This is a genomic window from Paenibacillus hunanensis (genome assembly GCF_014645615.1).
Classification (GTDB): domain Bacteria; phylum Bacillota; class Bacilli; order Paenibacillales; family Paenibacillaceae; genus Saccharibacillus; species Saccharibacillus hunanensis.
Genome location: NZ_BMMB01000006.1, coordinates 299,369 through 317,417 on the forward strand (window position 1 = coordinate 299,369; position 18,049 = coordinate 317,417).

Annotated in this window: 14 protein-coding genes; 13 read left to right on the plus strand and 1 reads right to left on the minus strand. The window is 46.1% G+C overall.

Annotated elements, in window-relative coordinates; translation table 11 throughout:
• The first annotated feature begins 132 nt into the window (after positions 1-132).
• A complete protein-coding gene (gene holA, locus IEX62_RS14880) occupies positions 133-1,152 on the plus strand; it encodes a DNA polymerase III subunit delta (RefSeq protein WP_188776321.1) in 1,020 nt (339 codons plus the stop codon).
• 567 nt (positions 1,153-1,719) lie between these two features.
• On the opposite strand, the gene rpsT is transcribed toward holA, so the two are convergent.
• Positions 1,720-1,992 (minus strand): 30S ribosomal protein S20, encoded by a 273-nt coding sequence (rpsT, locus tag IEX62_RS14885; protein ID WP_188776322.1) that lies wholly within the window; start codon positions 1,990-1,992, stop codon positions 1,720-1,722.
• 309 nt (positions 1,993-2,301) lie between these two features.
• Here rpsT and IEX62_RS14890 point away from each other — a divergent pair, with 309 nt between their 5' ends.
• The 12 genes from IEX62_RS14890 to IEX62_RS14945 all read left to right on the plus strand — a co-directional run bounded on the left by IEX62_RS14890 (position 2,302) and on the right by IEX62_RS14945 (position 17,738).
• Positions 2,302-2,751, plus strand: a complete 450-nt coding sequence (locus tag IEX62_RS14890) for a GNAT family N-acetyltransferase (protein WP_188776323.1) — start codon at positions 2,302-2,304, stop codon at positions 2,749-2,751.
• A gap of 169 nt (positions 2,752-2,920) precedes the next feature.
• Positions 2,921-4,735, plus strand: a complete 1,815-nt coding sequence (gene lepA / locus IEX62_RS14895; RefSeq protein WP_188776324.1) for a translation elongation factor 4 — start codon at positions 2,921-2,923, stop codon at positions 4,733-4,735.
• 489 nt (positions 4,736-5,224) lie between these two features.
• Positions 5,225-6,406 carry a radical SAM family heme chaperone HemW gene (gene hemW / locus IEX62_RS14900; protein ID WP_188776325.1) on the plus strand — a complete coding sequence of 394 codons (1,182 nt, stop codon included), beginning with the start codon at positions 5,225-5,227 and terminating at the stop codon, positions 6,404-6,406.
• A 1,297-nt stretch (positions 6,407-7,703) separates the two neighbouring features.
• Positions 7,704-8,174 carry an N-acetyltransferase gene (locus tag IEX62_RS14905; RefSeq protein ID WP_188776326.1) on the plus strand — a complete coding sequence of 157 codons (471 nt, stop codon included), beginning with the start codon at positions 7,704-7,706 and terminating at the stop codon, positions 8,172-8,174.
• Between the two features lie 355 nt (positions 8,175-8,529).
• The gene (locus IEX62_RS14910; RefSeq protein WP_188776327.1) at positions 8,530-9,087 is read left to right on the plus strand and encodes a MarR family winged helix-turn-helix transcriptional regulator; all 558 of its coding nucleotides are present in this window, start codon (positions 8,530-8,532) and stop codon (positions 9,085-9,087) included.
• A gap of 91 nt (positions 9,088-9,178) precedes the next feature.
• Positions 9,179-10,375: an MFS transporter gene (locus tag IEX62_RS14915; protein ID WP_188776328.1), complete on the plus strand. Its 1,197-nt coding sequence runs from the start codon at positions 9,179-9,181 to the stop codon at positions 10,373-10,375.
• A 268-nt stretch (positions 10,376-10,643) separates the two neighbouring features.
• A complete protein-coding gene (gene hrcA / locus IEX62_RS14920; protein ID WP_188776329.1) occupies positions 10,644-11,675 on the plus strand; it encodes a heat-inducible transcriptional repressor HrcA in 1,032 nt (343 codons plus the stop codon).
• Between the two features lie 171 nt (positions 11,676-11,846).
• Positions 11,847-12,446 carry a nucleotide exchange factor GrpE gene (grpE, locus tag IEX62_RS14925; RefSeq protein WP_188776330.1) on the plus strand — a complete coding sequence of 200 codons (600 nt, stop codon included), beginning with the start codon at positions 11,847-11,849 and terminating at the stop codon, positions 12,444-12,446.
• Positions 12,447-12,540: 94 nt separating this feature from the next.
• Positions 12,541-14,376: a molecular chaperone DnaK gene (gene dnaK, locus IEX62_RS14930; RefSeq protein WP_188776331.1), complete on the plus strand. Its 1,836-nt coding sequence runs from the start codon at positions 12,541-12,543 to the stop codon at positions 14,374-14,376.
• Positions 14,377-14,635: 259 nt separating this feature from the next.
• A complete protein-coding gene (gene dnaJ / locus IEX62_RS14935) occupies positions 14,636-15,754 on the plus strand; it encodes a molecular chaperone DnaJ (protein WP_188776332.1) in 1,119 nt (372 codons plus the stop codon).
• 320 nt (positions 15,755-16,074) lie between these two features.
• Complete coding sequence (prmA, locus tag IEX62_RS14940; protein WP_188776333.1) at positions 16,075-17,052, plus strand: 50S ribosomal protein L11 methyltransferase; 978 nt, start codon at positions 16,075-16,077, stop codon at positions 17,050-17,052.
• Positions 17,053-17,054: 2 nt separating this feature from the next.
• Positions 17,055-17,738, plus strand: a complete 684-nt coding sequence (locus IEX62_RS14945; RefSeq protein WP_188776334.1) for a site-2 protease family protein — start codon at positions 17,055-17,057, stop codon at positions 17,736-17,738.
• Positions 17,739-18,049: the final 311 nt, after the last annotated feature.

The window sequence follows — 18,049 nt, forward strand, 5'->3', positions numbered from 1 at the left end:
TACAGCGAATTGCTGAAGCAGAGGACTTTCTGAGTGAACTCACTTAGGAAGTCCTCTGCTGTTCGTTGCGCTACTGTTCGGCTTCTCTATTTTCCGTTACAATGAATATATTGAAGTCAGGAGGAACACGGTATGGATTTAAAAGCAGCCAGTAAGGAGATTCAAAATAACAATCCCGCGCCGATCTATGTATGCTATGGCGCAGAAAAATACAGAATTAATGAATTTGTCGACTTTGCGATTCAACATCTGATCGAACCGGAGCATCGCGACTTTGCCCTTGCGCGTTACGATTTGTCGGAGACGCCGCTGGAGACAGTGCTGGAAGATGCAGAAGAGATTCCGTTTATGGTGCCACGTAAGGTCATTATTATCCGCGATTCCTCTGTACTGGCAGCAGGTAAGGATAATGGGAAAATCGAGCATCGTACAGAAGCACTGCTACGTTATATGGAGGAACCGGTCGATTATTCCATTTTATTATTCTGGGTCAATGCGGAGAAGCTGGACGAGCGGAAGAAGGTTGTAAAGGCACTAAAAAATAAAGCCTGTCTACTTCCTTTCCAGCCGATGAATGCAGATGAGCTGTTAGCATGGCTGATTCGTCATGCCAAAAAGCAGGAATGTGAGTGCTCCAAATCGGCAGCAGAGGCGCTTGTACAGGCGGCAGGTACGACGCTGGGCATTTTATCCGCAGAGATGGATAAGCTCTGTCTGCATGCCGGACGTGGCGGTACAATCACAGAGCAGGATGTTGAAAAGCTCGTTGCACGCAGCACCGAACAAAATGTATTCATTCTGGTCGAACAGATTGCGGCAGTACGATTAGAAAAAGCCCTAACGATCTTTTACGATCTGCTCAAGCAGCGCGAGGAACCGATCAAAATTGCAGCGCTCATCGCCAGGCAATTCCGTATTATGCTACAGGTGAAGGAGCTGGCAGGTCAGAACTATTCCCAGCAGCAGATCGCTTCACAGCTAAGTCTGCATCCGTATGCAGTTAAAATTGCCGGCGAGCAAGCACGCCGATTCGAGGCAACAAAGCTACGCTCGATTCTTGCGCATCTGGCACGCTTGGATTACCAGATGAAGACGGGAGCCATCGATAAGGTGCTGGGCTTGGAAATGTTTTTGCTTCGTCTTGGAGCATAAGAGGCGTAAACAGATCGTGATATACTGCATAAATAAATAGATCTGTTAGACAATCATTCAAAGTTATATGTAGGCGGGATAGCTAGGTACGTAGACAGCATGGTTGATGATGTTATTTTATCAATAGATATCAAGAGATTCTGTATAAATAAAAATGCCTGTATCGTAGAGAATGCACGAGTAGGATCATCGTGGTGTTATCTACTTTGCAGGCTTTTTGCTTCGTCTTGCCAGCTTCATTGCTTTTAGGACATAAAATAATAAGGCTGTTCGTTAAAATGATGATGAAACATTACACGATAACACATGAATTACGCTTGACTGGAAAGTGCATCTAGTTTCTTAGCCAGACGGTAAAACAGCGAATACTCGAAATAGAGGGCGAGAAAAGGTAAGGAGTAGAAAATAAATGATTGAAATGCGACTGCGAGTGAAATGCTGTAACTGCTGCTTTAGCACCCTCAGTCTAGTATCAAACGATATATTCTATATGTATGCACAAATGTATATACACAAAATAAACCCCTCACCGGCAGAGCCGATCAGGGGTTTATGGAAAAAGCAGCATTACGCTTGGCTGGAAAGTGCATTCAGTTTCTTAGCCAGACGGGATTTTTTACGGGCTGCTGCGTTTTTGTGGATGTGACCTTTAGTTACAGCTTTATCCAGGCTTTTGGAAGCAGCAGCAACTGCTGTTTTAGCAGCATCAACATCGCTATTCACGAGTGCAGAATCAGCAGCTTTTACGCTAGTACGCAGAGCGGACTTTTGAGCTGCGTTCAGCGCACGACGCTTTTCGCTAGTTTTCACACGTTTTACCGCGGATTTAATGTTAGGCATTACATTCACCTCCTGTAAAGCATATACGAATCATCGTTAAGACTCACAACTCTAAATATATTATCATGTTATATTCACTTTTGCAATATAAATTGCTGTTCGTTTCTACTTAGAAGCTTCAAAGGCTTTAATTGCGCATCGTAGCGCAGATGGATATATAATTCGATTGCGCTTTATGTTGTATTTGCAACAAAATTGACATAAGATAATATTATTTATAGATTGCTATATTTACAATATTTCTAGATTTCTATATTTGTGATGATAGGTCAGTATTGTATAGCTCATGAATATGAAAGGAAGAATAGGATGAATCCAACAACTGGAACTGAATTGAAGCATGTGACTACGATCGAACAGCTTGAGCTTATAAAAGATATTCGAACGCGTGTGTTTGTTGACGAACAGGGAGTACCGCTGGAGGATGAATTTGATGCTCATGATCATCTGGATGCAGACTGTACCCATATTCTTGTTTATTATAACGGACAGCCTGCCGGTACAGGGCGCTGGCGTCTCGTAGATGGTACGGCGAAGCTGGAACGCATTTGCCTGTTACCTGAGTTTCGCCAATATGGACTAGGACGGATTCTGATTGGTGGACTGGAGCAGCTGGCAGTAGAGCAAGGGCTACGGCACTTTCAGCTACACGGGCAGACCCAGGCGGCACCATTTTATGAAAAGCTAGGCTATCGCATCTTTTCTGTTCCTTTTATGGAGGATGGAATTGAGCATGTGTGGATGATTCGTGAGGTGTAATTCGGCTTTTTAAGCAATAGCGAGCATGAACGACTATATTTCCTTCTTCTAATGGGATTGCTGGGTCAACGACCAACTGCTATAATGAATTGATTAATGGGAATGGTTAACCTTTCACACAGGACCGGACCATCAGCATTATATTTCAGGCTTATGTTGGGGGTAAGGCATGACTGATATTTCAGCAAGACAGAAGAAGATCCGCAATTTCTCGATTATTGCGCATATTGACCACGGGAAGTCTACACTGGCTGACCGCATTCTAGAGTACACAGGGGCGCTCACTTCACGTGAGATGCAGGAACAGGTACTCGATCAGATGGAGCTCGAACGTGAGCGCGGAATTACAATTAAACTACAGGCGGTTCGTTTGACATACAAAGCCGATGATGGTGAGGAGTATCTGCTCAATCTGATCGATACACCAGGACACGTCGACTTTACGTATGAAGTCTCTCGAAGTCTGGCAGCCTGCGAAGGTGCATTACTCGTTGTCGATGCGGCACAGGGTATTGAAGCACAGACACTGGCTAACGTGTATCTGGCACTGGATAACAATCTGGAGATTTTGCCAGTTATCAACAAAATCGACCTGCCAAGTGCTGATCCTGAACGGGTGAAGCAAGAGGTAGAGGATGTTATCGGTCTGGATGCAAGCGAAGCCGTGCTCGCATCTGCCAAAGCAGGGATTGGGATTAAGGAAATTCTGGAGCAGGTCGTACAAAAGGTACCTGCACCAACAGGTGATCCTTCCAATCCACTGAAAGCGCTGATCTTTGACTCGCATTATGATCCATACAAGGGTGTTATTATCTACTCCCGAATCGTGGACGGCAAGATCAAAGCAGGCTCCAAAATCAAAATGATGGCAACAGGTAAAGAATTCGAGGTTATCGAGGTCGGTGCCTTCATGCCGCGTATGACCATCGTGGATGAGCTGAATGTAGGCGATGTTGGTTTTATCGTTGCCGGTATCAAAACCGTTGGCGATACGCGTGTCGGTGATACCATCACAGATGCGAAAAGACCAACAGCTGAGCCACTGCCGGGTTATCGCAAAATTAACCCGATGGTGTATTGCGGTCTGTATCCGATCGAATCATCGGATTATATTGACCTGCGTGAAGCACTGGAAAAGCTACAGCTGAATGATGCTTCGCTCAGCTTTGAGCCAGAATCATCCAGTGCACTCGGATTTGGTTTCCGTTGTGGATTCCTCGGACTCCTCCATATGGACGTGATCCAGGAGCGGATTGAGCGTGAGTTCAATATCCCGCTGATCACAACGGCACCAAGCGTTATTTACCATGTTACACTGACCAATGGCGAGAAGGTTGTTATTGATAATCCTTCAAACTATCCTGAAGTTGGACGTATCGAGTATGTAGAGGAGCCATACGTGAAGGCTTCGATCATCGTACCGAACGACTATGTAGGAACAGTAATGGAGCTATGTCAGGGTAAACGTGGCGAGTTCATCAACATGGAGTATCTGGATACAACGCGTGTAACGATCACGTACCAGGTTCCATTGTCCGAGATCGTTTACGATTTCTTCGATCAACTCAAATCCAGCACCAAAGGATATGCTTCGTTTGACTATGAGCTATCCGGTTATCGTCGCTCGAATCTGGCGAAAATGGACATCTTGCTTAATGGTGAACAGGTGGATGCATTGTCCTTTATCGTTCACCGTGATCGTGCGTATCATCGCGGACGCATCATCTGTGAGAAGCTGCGCGAGCTGATTCCACGTCAAATGTTCGAAATTCCGATCCAGGCATCGGTAGGTACAAAGGTAGTTGCCCGTGAAACGGTTAAAGCGATGCGTAAAAACGTCCTTGCCAAGTGTTACGGCGGTGACATCTCCCGTAAGCGTAAGCTGCTGGAGAAGCAAAAAGAAGGTAAAAAGCGTATGAAGCAGGTTGGTAACGTTGAGGTGCCGCAGGAAGCATTTATGGCTGTACTGCGTATCGACGAATAGAGCGTTATAGCTTGATCCATGATGTTCTCATAACGGTTTGATCTGAGTCATCCAGTTGAATCTTTACAGGGTACAGGTTGTATCCGATAAAGATTCATTTGCTGGAAGTGACATCTGTTCGTGGTTCATTCGCGAGCAGAGAATTCATGAAGTTATACCTGATCCGTTGGACATGTGCTAGGGATCAGATGTTAAGATGGAGGGCGCAGGGGAAGGCTCGGATAAGAGCTTTCCCTTTTGTCCATTTATCGTTGGTATGTTGCAGAGGATAACGGTGTAGTAGGCGATTATGGGACTGGACGGTACACAACGATAAACGATAGAGGTTTTTATGGGAATGCTGGGCTACTTGCCGAAGAAATGAATGTAAGGAATCAAATGAATATAAGTAATCAAAGGATAGAACTGAAAGACGAGCGTAGAGTTGAGCACGAATAATCTCTGGCTATAAGCTGGATTCACAATAGACTGACGGGGAGGACACCGGTCATGAATCAACTGATAAATACAGACGCGCCCCGTGCAATATATGTACACATTCCGTTTTGCACGAACAAGTGCTTTTACTGTGACTTTAACTCTTACGTTCTAAAGGATCAGCCGGTAATGGACTATTTGCGGGCGTTAGATCGTGAGATGGAATATACGGTGGCACAGAAGCCACCGGGCGTAATTGATACCATCTTTGTAGGTGGAGGTACGCCTACTGTATTAAAAAATGAAGAAATGGAATATTTCCTGCAAAGCTTGCGTCGTCATTTCCCGAACTGGGCGGACGATATCGAGTTCACCATGGAGGCTAATCCGGGCACAACAGATGCAGATAAGCTGGCTATTATGAAGGCGGGCGGCGTCAACCGCGTGAGCTTCGGCGTACAAGCCTTTCAAAATGAGCTTCTCACAGGCATCGGACGTATCCATAATACCGACGATGTGTACCGTAGCCTTGAAAATGCACGTAAAGTAGGCTTGACCAATCTGTCGATCGACCTGATGTTTGGACTGCCTAATCAGACGCTGGATATGCTTTCTTATAGCGTAGACCGCGCGCTAGAGCTAGATCTGCCGCATTATTCGATCTATAGCTTAAAAGTAGAAGAGAACACCCTGTTCCATACCTTATTCCAGAAAAATCAGCTCCCTCTGCCAGACGAGGAAGTAGAGCTGGGCATGTACCTGCTGTTGATGGACAAAATGAAGGCAGCTGGCTACGAGCAATATGAGATTAGTAACTTTGCTAAGCCTGGCTTCGGTAGCCGTCACAATATGACGTACTGGCGCAATGAGGACTATTACGGTCTGGGCGCTGGTGCACACGGCTATGTAGACGGCAAACGCCACATCAACATCAAAGGCGTAAACCCATACAACGAAGCCGCAGCGAACGGCTTACCTCGACTCGACGCATCCGAGATCGATCGCGATGAAGCGATGGAAGACTTCATGATGGTCGGCTTACGTATGCTAGAGGGCGTGTCCAAATCACGCTTTGCGAAGCAATTTGACGGACAGCAACTGGATGACGTCTTCCACAAGCAAATCACGCGTTTATTACGTGATGACTTGCTGGAACCAACTGAAGCCGGTTACCGTCTAAGCGAAAAAGGTCTACTATTCGGTAACGATGTATTCGCCGAATTCGTAGGTAGTCTCGTACAGGAGCACGCTTGAGCAGATTGATGCAATGATGAGGGTAAGAGGCAAGAGAGCTGGGCGTACTGACTGATCGCATAAGTATAGCTAGCATCCAGCATTATGAAATAGATGCTACTGTACAATAGGATAGTTTATTGCTGAAGGTAAGACCATTTTACAAAAAATCACCAAAGTAATATGTACAAGCAATGATGTAAAGGCGTTGTTCCTTATATAGGAGCAACGCTTTTTTATATGTGGTCATATAAATTCTTACGATCTATGATGGTAATGCTATCAAAAAATGAAGGAAGACGCATTACTTCGTAAGGATGATATACATACGGCTCGATCACTTACTTGGTGCAATCACTTCAATTTTTATCAATGTATCATTATAGATAGCTAGGACTTCATCGGATACCATATTTCGAAATAAATGTACAAAGAATGATTAATAATCAACCATCAAATCTAACCTCAAAGCCATGTAGAGTTTGCATCACAATAAATAGTTACTATTGAACAATAAATTATATTATGCCTTAGCAATCTGAAAGCGATGCGGAAGATGCGGAATTACAATTCTTCTTTCAATCTACCGATAAAAGAAATTGTCGAGACTTCATAAATAAATTTAAGATATTCGTTAGCTTATTCAATTAAACGAATCATCTAAAGAATATCTTAGAACTCATAAACGAGCTTATAAGCTATAAAAATATACAAAGCTCCTAAAGATGAAGCTTTAAATGTATTTATTTTAAATACGAATGATGCAACAAGCACAGAACGAAGGCAAGGAAATAAGGGAAAAGGACGATTTATAATGTTAGTGGTCTCCTAACACGCGGTGCAATGAAGAATGATTTTTGCGAAGCAAAATATCTTACTGCTTCAGAGGAGCGGAAATCTTCATGCATTCCCCAGTCCACCCTAAGATTACAATCTACGCATACCATTAACAAATTGCTCGCTGTATAAAATACACTCTAATCTGCATGAAATAGCCACTTCACACCTGCAAATCAACTGAAAAAACACTTCCGAAAAGAATATAAAAAAACTATATTTTCCCCATATACCGCGCGGTTCCAGCTGTAAAAAATTCAAACAAAAATTTAACGTATTTTTTTCCGAAAACCCTATTGAATTTTCATTTGCCTTGTTGTATATTTATACGTATTCATTTAACAATGATATGACATTGTCGGTTATTCAATTCATCTGGAGTTTACAAAATTAACATTGCACAAATAAACGAAGAGGTAGACGGAGCCCTGAACATACCCTAGGACTGATCCGCAACGCCGCAACGAGGAGGCACGTATTCATGTATGCTGTAGTCACTTGCAGAGCAGCTGTACCCGAAGATGTAGAAGCATTGTATCAATTAATCGCAGGTTATGCTGAGCGAGGTATCATGTTGCCGCGTTCCCGTGAGGCGCTGCATCGGCAGCTAGAGCATTTTGTTGTGGCAGAGATTGATGGTGAGCTGGTAGGCTGTGGCTCGCTATGCAAGCTTGGAGAAGAACTGGTCGAGATTCGCTCGCTGGGTATTTCTGAAGGTCATAAAGGGCAGGGAATTGGCTCTAAGCTCGTCGATACATTAATCGAGCATGCAGCGAAGCGCAAATTGCGTAAAGTGATGGCGCTGACGTACGAAGTATCCTTTTTCAAAAAGAACGGCTTTGAAGTGGTTGAGACAAGCATTTTCCCTGAGAAGGTATGGGCGGATTGCCGTCATTGTCCAAAGCAGGATCGTTGCGATGAGATCGCTGTGTTGAAGGTACTGGATATTTAAGTCTGAAATGAATCCGTTAGCGTTGATCATGCAGAATAAAGGGAATCAGCTGGCAATAGCATCTGCCTGTATAGGTGGATAGGCTGTAAAGCTACTGAATGTACACGAATCCTCTTTTCTATGTGGTCATCTATATATGAGAATAAAGTCGATTGCCTGCTATAAAAGGGGCAATCGACTTTTTGTATGACGGGACAGAGATCAAGCAGTGTTTCGCAGGGATCAAGCAGGGATTAAAAAGTGTATCAAAAACAGCATCAACCACATAATATATAATATCCACACTTGCAAAATAAAATCTAAACCCTATAATATGGTTAGATAATCTAATCATATATACAAAGGATGAGTTCTAATGGTTCGCAAGCATATTAACTATGGCACGACATCTGATCCATCGCTGCCGCGACTTGGAAGTGAACCGTATAATGAGCTATGCCAGCAAACTGCCGCAACGCACACGTCGGTTGCAGCTGCTCAGCTTGGTCTATTGATGTTATGGAATAGCGATCATGTATTAGATGTGATGGATGATGCGCTCGCGCCATACGACATTAGTGAGAGCAAGCTGGATGTGTTGTTGCTGATTCGATTGCATGAAGGTCAGCGCGATGTGACTGCATCGGAGCTTGCCCAGCGATTGGGGATACGCAAGGCGTCGGCGACTATTTTGTTAAATGGACTGGAGAAGAAGGGCTGGATTTACCGTCAGCCAAGTCAGCACGATGGACGCAAAAGCTATATTCATTTAACCACAGCCGGCAAGCAGCTACTGGATAATGTGTTACCTGAGTTCTGGCAAGCGTGCGCTTCATTAGTCGACGGATTGGATGAACAGGAACGCCAACTGCTGCATAAGCTGATGCTCAAATTCAAAAAACAGATCGAAAATCGGTTAGGCTCAGGTCGATGAGTAGCCGATTTTCGAATCGTCTTTCTATGGAAACGATATTTTTTTGTGTAAATGATTAGATTATCTAACTAAATTGAAGAGGAGAATGGATATGTCGATAGTTCGTGATGGGGTTATTCTCAATGAAACGCAGTACAGATGGAGAACATGGCTGCTCGCCTGGAGCGGTCTGATTGTGATGTGCAGCTTGTATATGACAATTCCACTGAGTACGTTATTTGCATCGCAGTTCCACGTGTCTGCTTCTATGGCTGCTCTGAGTAGTAGTGTATTTTCAATTTGCTTTGCCTGTGGTTGTCTCCTGTACGGAGCGATTGCTGATAAATACGGTCGTAAACGCGTGATGCTGGTCGGTATGCTAGGTCTGGCTTTATCTACGCTTGCGGCAAGCCTGGTGCAGCAGTTTCCGCTATTCATTGTATTACGAGCGCTGCAAGGCTTAACCGCGTCTACGTTTTCTCCAGTTGTTCTTGCCTACATTGTAGCGATGTTCCCTTCGCAGCGTCGCGTGACAGCGATTGGTTTTGTCAGTACCGGATTTTTGCTGGCAGGTATTGTAGGTCAGGTCGTTGCTGGATATATCGGTACACATGATGATTGGCATCATTTATTTTTGCTGTTTGGCTGTCTGTATATCGTAACTGCCCTATTGCTCTGGAGCTTTTTGCCGGGCGATACGGCTGGACAGCCAGAGCTGAATCTGTATGTGTATATGAAGCAAATCAAGCATGTTATTTTGCAAAAAAATGTAGTGCTGAGCTATGTGGTCGCGTTTGTACTGCTAAATTCTTTTATCGTGATGTATGCCGTATTGAATCATCAGCTGCAAAGTGCTGCTTACGGGCTAGATGAGCAGTCGATATTGTGGATTCGAATTGCCGGTATCGCTGGTATGATCTGTGCACCGCTGGCTGGAATCCTTTCGCAGAAAAGAAGCTCACGCTTTACAGTGCTGCTCGGATTGACGGTAAGCCTGCTCAGTCTTGTAGTGATGGCAGTTTCGGTAGCCTTGCCGCTTCTCGTACTGTTCAGTATATGCGCTGTGGCGGGTATCGCGATTAGTGTACCTGCACTCGTATCAATCGTAGGACAGCTAGGGTCACAGCAGCGCGGTATTGCTGTCTCATTGTATACATTTGTGCTATTTGTTGGGACGGCATTTGCTCCATTTTTGTCGATGCAATTCATCTCGCTGCACAGTCATATGCTGGCATTGGGTGGCAATGCATTACTGCTATTGCCTGCGCTGCTGGCGACGCTTGGTATGCGTCTGCCGAAGCAGGGATAAATACAGTCTATGACAACTATGTGAGCAGGTAGATGAATTTCAAATCGAACACGGTAAAAATACCAAACCGACTTGACAATAAAGACGTCGATTTGGTATTTTTGTATTAACCGTTAGCACTCAACTCGAACGAGTGCTAACGAAAAAGAGGTTGTGTTTTATTTTAAATGCTACTGCCGTATACAGACCGAGCATTTATCGGACAGACGATCCGCAATAGAAGGCTGTAGGATCGTTGTTTGCAAGGCACTCAAAGGGAGGGAGCCTCATGTTAACCGAGCGTCAACAAATGATTCTGAATGCAATCGTGGATGATTATATTCGTTCGGCAGAGCCTGTCGGATCCCGTAGCATCTCCAAGCGTGGCGATGTCAACTATAGCCCGGCAACGATTCGAAATGAGATGGCTGATCTGGAGGAGCTAGGGTTTCTGGAGCAACCACACACATCCGCTGGGCGTATTCCTTCTACCAAAGGGTATCGTTATTATGTTGATCATCTTTCTCCGGTGCAATCGGTGAATCCTGCTGAGGTGAAGGAACTGAAACGCTTTTTCACCGAGCAGCTGAGCGCTGCCGAGCAGATGATGCAGCATGCCGCTATGGTATTATCCCATGTGACGAATTATACGTCGATTTTGCTAGGCCCCGAGGTGTTCCATACCTCGCTACGCCATTTTCAGCTACTGCCGCTGGAGGATCAGAGCGCGATTGCAATTATGGTCACAAGCACAGGTCAGGTGGAAAATCGCAAAATCCGTATTCCGGATCATGTGTCTGCTTCCGAACTGGAGCAGACGGTTAATCTGCTGAATAGCCGATTGATTGGAGTACCGTTATACAAACTCAAAACACGTATTTTCTCTGAAATTAGTGAAGAAATGCAGCGTCATCTTGAGCATTATGAAGAGATGATGGCTGCGTTAGATGGCGCATTCGGTCAGGAGCAGGAACAGAAGATTTTCCTGAGCGGTGCGACCAATATGTTGATTCAGCCAGAATTCCGGGATATGGATAAGGTGAAAAGTATTCTTGACCTGCTGGAGGAGACGCCAACGCTGACCCGGTTAATGACGGAGGCAGCAGCTCCACAGGGAATACAGGTGCGGATCGGTGCAGAGAATGCGCATGAAGCATTTGAAAATTGCAGTTTGATCACTGCCACCTATGAGCTGGATGGCGAATCACTCGGTACTATTGGTATACTAGGACCGACGCGAATGGAATATGCACGTGTGATGGGTATCCTGAATATGCTATCGCATGATATGACTCGTATTCTGAAGCAATGGTATCGTTAATTCATTGTTCTCTCTAAAATGTAGCCCTATTCGCTGATTGGATCGACCCGTAGTTGCGGTAATGATTATTTTGACAGCGTCCCACTGTGCTTTATAGCCATCCAGTAAACGGGGAGGGAAGAGCACAGTGGTGGACGTGACGATGCATCTATTTTAAGGAGGTGAACAATCTTGAATAAAGAGCAATCCTTTCAAGAAAACAATAACGCCGAGGAGCAGATTCCGGTGCAAGAAACTGAAGCTGCAGAAGCGGTAGCCAATAACGAGCAGACAGAAGCTGGTGGCGAGACAGCCGAGCCAACGATGGAGCAAGTCGTTAGCAAGGACGAGTTGGATCGCGCTCAGGCACATGCCGAGGAGCAAACCCAGCGCCTTTTGCGTGCGCAGGCGGACTTTGATAACTTCCGTCGCCGTACACAGAAGGAAAAAGAAGATCTGGCGAAATATGCATCCGCGCAGCTCATCACCGAGCTGATCCCGGTTATCGATAATTTTGAACGTGCGATGGCGACCAAGCCGGAGCATCCAGAGCTGGAGTCCTTTTCCAAAGGCGTGGATATGATCTTCCGTCAGCTGTCTGATGTGCTGAAAAATGCAGGTCTGACAACGATGGAAACGGTAGGTCAGCCGTTCAACCCAGAATTCCATCAAGCCGTTATGCAGGTGGAATCGGAGGAGTACGAAGAGGGTATTATTGTGGAAGAGCTGCAAAAGGGCTATGTGCTGAAAGACAAAGTACTGCGTCCAGCTATGGTTAAAGTTAGCGGCTAGTCTGCGCTAAATGATCCACAATAGCAATCATGTAGCAAGTGAATGACGACTATAAATGATTAATAACTTTACATTATGAGGAGGATATTTAAGGATGAGCAGAGTAATTGGTATCGACTTAGGTACAACGAATTCATGTGTAGCAGTAATGGAGGGCGGCGAGGCTGTCGTTATCCCTAACCCGGAAGGCGCTCGTACAACCCCTTCGGTTGTAGGCTTCAAAAAAGACGGCGAGCGTATCGTTGGTGAAACAGCGAAGCGTCAATCGATCACGAACCCGGATCGTACAATCAGCTCGATCAAGCGTCACATCGGTACAGACTACAAAGTACAAATCGACGATAAAAACTACAGCCCACAGGAAATCTCCGCGATGATCCTGCAAAAGCTGAAATCCGATGCAGAAGCTTACCTCGGTCAAACAGTAACACAGGCCGTTATTACGGTTCCTGCTTACTTCAACGACAGTCAGCGTCAAGCAACGAAAGATGCTGGTAAAATCGCAGGTCTGGAAGTACTGCGTATTGTCAACGAGCCAACAGCAGCAGCACTGGCATACGGTCTGGAGAAATCCGAAGATCAAACGATCCTCGTATATGACCTGGGTGGCGGTACATTTGACGTATCGATCCTTGAGCTGGGCGATGGCTTCTTCGAAGTTAAAGCAACTAGCGGTGACAACCACCTCGGTGGTGACGACTTTGACCAGGTGATCATCGATTACCTCGTAAGTGAATTCAAAAAAGATCAGGGCGTAGACCTGAGCAAAGATAAAGCAGCTGTACAACGTCTAAAAGACGCAGCTGAAAAAGCGAAAAAAGAACTGTCCGGCGTGATGACAACAACAATCTCCCTGCCGTTCATCACTGTTGTTGACGGCGTACCTCAGCACCTTGAGGTCAATCTGACTCGTGCGAAGTTCGAAGAGCTGTCCGCTGATCTGGTAGAGCGTACACTGGCGCCGACTCGTCGTGCTATTCAAGACTCCGGTCTGAGTGCAAGCGAGATCGACAAAATCGTTCTGGTTGGTGGTTCCACTCGTATTCCAGCGGTACAGGAAGCGATCAAAAAGCTGACTGGTAAAGAGCCTCACAAAGGCGTTAACCCGGACGAAGTTGTAGCACTGGGCGCTGCGGTTCAAGCGGGCGTACTGACGGGTGATGTTAAAGACGTGGTTCTGCTCGACGTAACTCCACTGTCCCTCGGTATCGAGACAGCAGGTGGCGTATTCACAAAAATGATCGAGCGCAACACAACAATCCCTACAAGCAAATCCCAGGTGTTCTCCACTTATGCGGATAACCAGCCTAGCGTAGAAATTCACGTCCTGCAAGGTGAGCGTGAAATGGCTGCTGGCAACAAAACACTGGGTCGCTTCATGCTGGGCGATATCCCTGCTGCACCACGTGGCGTACCACAAATCGAAGTTACTTTCGACATCGATGCGAACGGTATCGTTAATGTATCCGCAACAGATAAAGGTACAGGTAAGAGCCAGAAGATCACGATCACTTCCTCGAGCGGTCTGAGCGATGAAGAAGTAGAACGCATGATGAAGGACGCTGAGCTGCACGCAGAGGAAGACCGTAAGCGTAAAGAAACGGTTGAAGTGAAAAACAGTGCGGATCAACTGATCTATCAAGTGGAAAAAACGATCAAGGATCTGGGCGAAAAAGCAGATGCAGGCGAAGTCGAAAAAGCAAATGCTGCAAAAGACAAGCTGAAAGCTACACTGGAAGGCGAAGATGTAGAAGCGATCAAAGCAGCTACAGAAGAGCTGAACACCGTAGCACAGGCGCTGGCAGTGAAGCTGTATGAGCAATCCGCAGCAGAAGGTCAGGCAGCAGGTGGCGCAGAGCAAGGCGCTCCGAAAAACGACAACGTTGTAGACGCTGAATACGAAGTAGTCGACGAAGACAAAAAAGACTAATCCATCATTGGATGATGTAAACTTTTAGAACTGGGAAGGTCAAAGCCGGGGCATCCCGTGCTTTGACTTTCATTTTTTATGTCCACATGGTATAACGGCATAGTGGGTCATACGATCGGAGCTAGATATGCTCATGCTGCATAGTGTCGCAGGGCATACAGGCATCGTTGAAGCACGGAACCAAAAAATGAAGCATGCTGACGCAATGACAGAAGTTTAGTACAGTCGTCAGCGCGAATGAGCGAGTGGAGGTGGACCAATGGCAGATAAACGCGACTATTATGAGGTGCTTGGCTTAGGCAAAGATGCCTCTGAGGATGAGATTAAAAAGGCGTACCGCAAGCTGGCACGCCAGTATCACCCGGACGTGAACAAGGCAGACGATGCGGAAGCCAAGTTTAAAGAAGTGAAGGAAGCGTATGATGTACTCAGCGATTCGTCCAAACGCGCCCAGTATGATCAGTATGGACATATTGATCCGAATCAAGGCGGCTTCGGCGGCGGTGGATTCTCGGGTGGTGGCTTTGGTGATATTTTCGATATGTTCTTTGGCGGTAACGGCAGACAACGTAATCCGAATGCACCGCAGCGCGGTAATGATCTACAGTACACGATGACGCTGGAGTTCAAGGAAGCGGTCTTCGGTAAAGAAACAGATATCACGATTAACCGTACGGAAAATTGTGATGTGTGTAACGGTAGCGGTGCTAAACCAGGCACACAGCCGAAAACATGTACAGTTTGTCACGGTTCAGGTCAGGAAGAAGTGGTGCAAAATACACCATTTGGCCGTATGGTGAATCGTCGCAGCTGTTCCAACTGTGGTGGTACAGGTACGATCATTGAGGAAAAATGCGGCAACTGTAGCGGCTCAGGTCGCGTGAAAAAGCAACGCAAAATCCATATCCGTATTCCAGCAGGTGTGGACGATGGTTCGCAAATGCGCGTAAACGGCGAAGGTGAAGGTGGTATGCGCGGAGGCCCTCCAGGCGATCTGTACATCGTATTCCGTGTGAAGGATCATGATTTCTTCCAGCGTGAGGACGATGATATTTACTGTGAGATTCCGCTTACGTTTACTCAGGCAGCGCTTGGTGATGAGATCGAAGTGCCAACCCTGACGGAAAAGGTGAAAATTAAAGTTCCGGCAGGTACGCAAACCGGTACGTATTTCCGCCTGAAAGGAAAAGGGGTTCCGCGTCTGCGTGGTACAGGTCAGGGCGACCAGCATATCAAGGTCGTTGTCGTGACTCCAAGCAATCTGACGGACGATCAGAAAGATCTGCTGCGTCAATTCGGTTCATTAAGCGGCGAGCATACGCATGAGAATGAGCAATCGTTCTTTGACCGTGTAAAGCGCGCATTTCGCGGAGATTAATTGACTTGCGGTAGTGGATGGCGAATGTAGAAACCATTCATTTCACATAAAGACTGGAGCAGCCCGGTTCTGGCATAGAGCCGGGCTTTGCTCTGTGATGGGAAACGATCAATAGAAACGTAAACTGAGGGCTATTATGCTTCGTAGACTCATGATCTTATGGCAGGAGTATATCGATAGATGAATGAAGGCGTTAGCTACGCATTCGTACGTTAGCGATAGAAGGCTTTGAACTGTGATACGTATGTGTAGTACAATGAAGCGTAATGCAAACCGGGCGGATCGATGATCGCCCGACAATGATCAGGGGGAATGTAATCATGTTATGGCATGAATTAACGATACATACAACCGAGCAGGCGGTGGAGATGATCTCCAATTTCCTGCATGAAGCAGGTGCAGGTGGTGTAACGATTGAAGAATCGGGCACACTGAATAAAGAGCGCGACACGTCCTATGGACAATGGTATGAGCTGCCACTGAACGATATTCCAGAAGGCGAAGCGGTCATTCAGGGCTATTTTGCTGAGGAAACAAATATGACGGCACTATCGGAAGAGGTGGCAGGTCGTATCGCTCAGCTCAAGGAATTTGGCATAGATGCAGGTGCAGCTGAGATGTCGGTTCGCACAGTGGATGAGGAAGATTGGGCAGATGCATGGAAAAAGTATTTCAAGCCACTGCGTGTATCCAAACGTCTGACAATCAAGCCAACCTGGGAGGACTACACACCGGAGAGCGAGCAGGAGCAGATTATCGAGCTTGATCCGGGGATGGCATTCGGTACAGGTACGCATCCAACGACCTCGCTCTGCCTGCGTACACTGGAAACGGTCATTCATGGCGGCGAGGAAGTGATCGACGTGGGGACAGGCTCTGGTATTCTGGCAATCGGTGCGATCAAGCTGGGTGCGAAAAGCGTACTGGCACTTGACCTTGATCCAGTGGCGGTATCCAGCGCACGCGAAAATACCAAGCTCAACGGCTTGAGTGAACTGATCCATGTGCATGAAAGTGATCTGCTGTCGGTATTGAAGGCAGATGGTCAGGAAGCTTCCAATGAACTGAATGTAACGCTGCCAGTGCAGGTAGTCGTAGCGAATATTCTGGCAGAGATTATTCTGCTGTTTATCGACGATGTATACAATGCACTTCGTCCAGGCGGCGTGTATATCGCTTCCGGTATTTATAAAAACAAAGAGGATGCAGTACGTGAGGCACTGGAGGCTGCTGGCTTCGAGATCGAGGGTGCGCATCGCGATGAAGACTGGATCGCTTTCGTGGCGAGAAAGAGGTAAGTATGGATTTTTTGAATCAGGTTTTATTCGTTCGACTTGATGTATTGCCATTTTATGTGCTGGCGCTTGTGATTGGCTTTACCGTGCATGAGTTCTCCCATGCTTATTTTGCCAATAAGTTCGGTGATCCTACAGCTAAAATGCTCGGTCGAGTCACGCTGAATCCAGCGGCACATATCGATATTCTCGGTATGATTCTGCTGCTTATTGCTGGCTTTGGTTGGGCACGTCCTGTACCGGTGAACCGCGCTAACTTTGATCGTCCGCGTCTGATGAGTATGGTTGTATCTGCGGCAGGTCCGGTTAGCAATCTGTTGATCGCGCTCGTCACAGCGGTAATCTACTATGCGCTCAATTACTTTGGCGTGATTGGCTCCTTTGCGAACAATCGGATCGATATCGCCATTTATACGTTTGTGCAGTATATGATTCTGATGAACTGCTTCCTGTTCATTTTCAACCTGATTCCGTTGCCACCGCTGGATGGTTACCGAATTGTGAGTGAGCTGCTGCCACCGCGTATTAGCGCGAAGCTGCATGGGTTTGAGCAGTGGGCATTTCTGTTATTCTTGCTAATCGTATTCCTGCCGCCACTGAAAATGTACACGATTCAGCCATTATATGAGCTGGCAGGCACGTTATCCGGCAGCTTCTATAGTCTCGGCAATCTGCTATTTGGCGGCTGATTCATCGCACAGCAGAGAACGATATTATTGTATTATCCCAAAAAATACCAAACAATCTTGATTGTTGGTTCAAAGCCGATATTTGCAGTCATGCTGAATATCGGCTTTATTCGTTCTTCATGAAGTTCATGAAGCGCTGACGCACCGTTGTAGTTGAGCGATTTCTTTTATAATGTAAACGCTTTAAAATTAAAAAGGGCAAATATGAACAATTATTGAACTTTTCGTACGATAAACGTTATAAGAAAATGGATAAAAACGTCGGATATCAGGGTAATGAGGAAAGAGAACAAAGGCTTCTCCATGAAGAT

Excerpts from the sequence above, each read along its gene's own strand:
- holA (WP_188776321.1), top strand. The coding sequence starts at position 133 with ATGGATTTAAAAGCAGCCAGTAAGGAGATTCAAAATAACAATCCCGCG.
- rpsT (WP_188776322.1), bottom strand. The coding sequence starts at position 1,992 with ATGCCTAACATTAAATCCGCGGTAAAACGTGTGAAAACTAGCGAAAAG.
- IEX62_RS14890 (WP_188776323.1), top strand. The coding sequence starts at position 2,302 with ATGAATCCAACAACTGGAACTGAATTGAAGCATGTGACTACGATCGAA.
- lepA (WP_188776324.1), top strand. The coding sequence starts at position 2,921 with ATGACTGATATTTCAGCAAGACAGAAGAAGATCCGCAATTTCTCGATT.
- hemW (WP_188776325.1), top strand. The coding sequence starts at position 5,225 with ATGAATCAACTGATAAATACAGACGCGCCCCGTGCAATATATGTACAC.
- IEX62_RS14905 (WP_188776326.1), top strand. The coding sequence starts at position 7,704 with ATGTATGCTGTAGTCACTTGCAGAGCAGCTGTACCCGAAGATGTAGAA.
- IEX62_RS14910 (WP_188776327.1), top strand. The coding sequence starts at position 8,530 with ATGGTTCGCAAGCATATTAACTATGGCACGACATCTGATCCATCGCTG.
- IEX62_RS14915 (WP_188776328.1), top strand. The coding sequence starts at position 9,179 with ATGTCGATAGTTCGTGATGGGGTTATTCTCAATGAAACGCAGTACAGA.
- hrcA (WP_188776329.1), top strand. The coding sequence starts at position 10,644 with ATGTTAACCGAGCGTCAACAAATGATTCTGAATGCAATCGTGGATGAT.
- dnaK (WP_188776331.1), top strand. The coding sequence starts at position 12,541 with ATGAGCAGAGTAATTGGTATCGACTTAGGTACAACGAATTCATGTGTA.
- dnaJ (WP_188776332.1), top strand. The coding sequence starts at position 14,636 with ATGGCAGATAAACGCGACTATTATGAGGTGCTTGGCTTAGGCAAAGAT.
- prmA (WP_188776333.1), top strand. The coding sequence starts at position 16,075 with ATGTTATGGCATGAATTAACGATACATACAACCGAGCAGGCGGTGGAG.
- IEX62_RS14945 (WP_188776334.1), top strand. The coding sequence starts at position 17,055 with ATGGATTTTTTGAATCAGGTTTTATTCGTTCGACTTGATGTATTGCCA.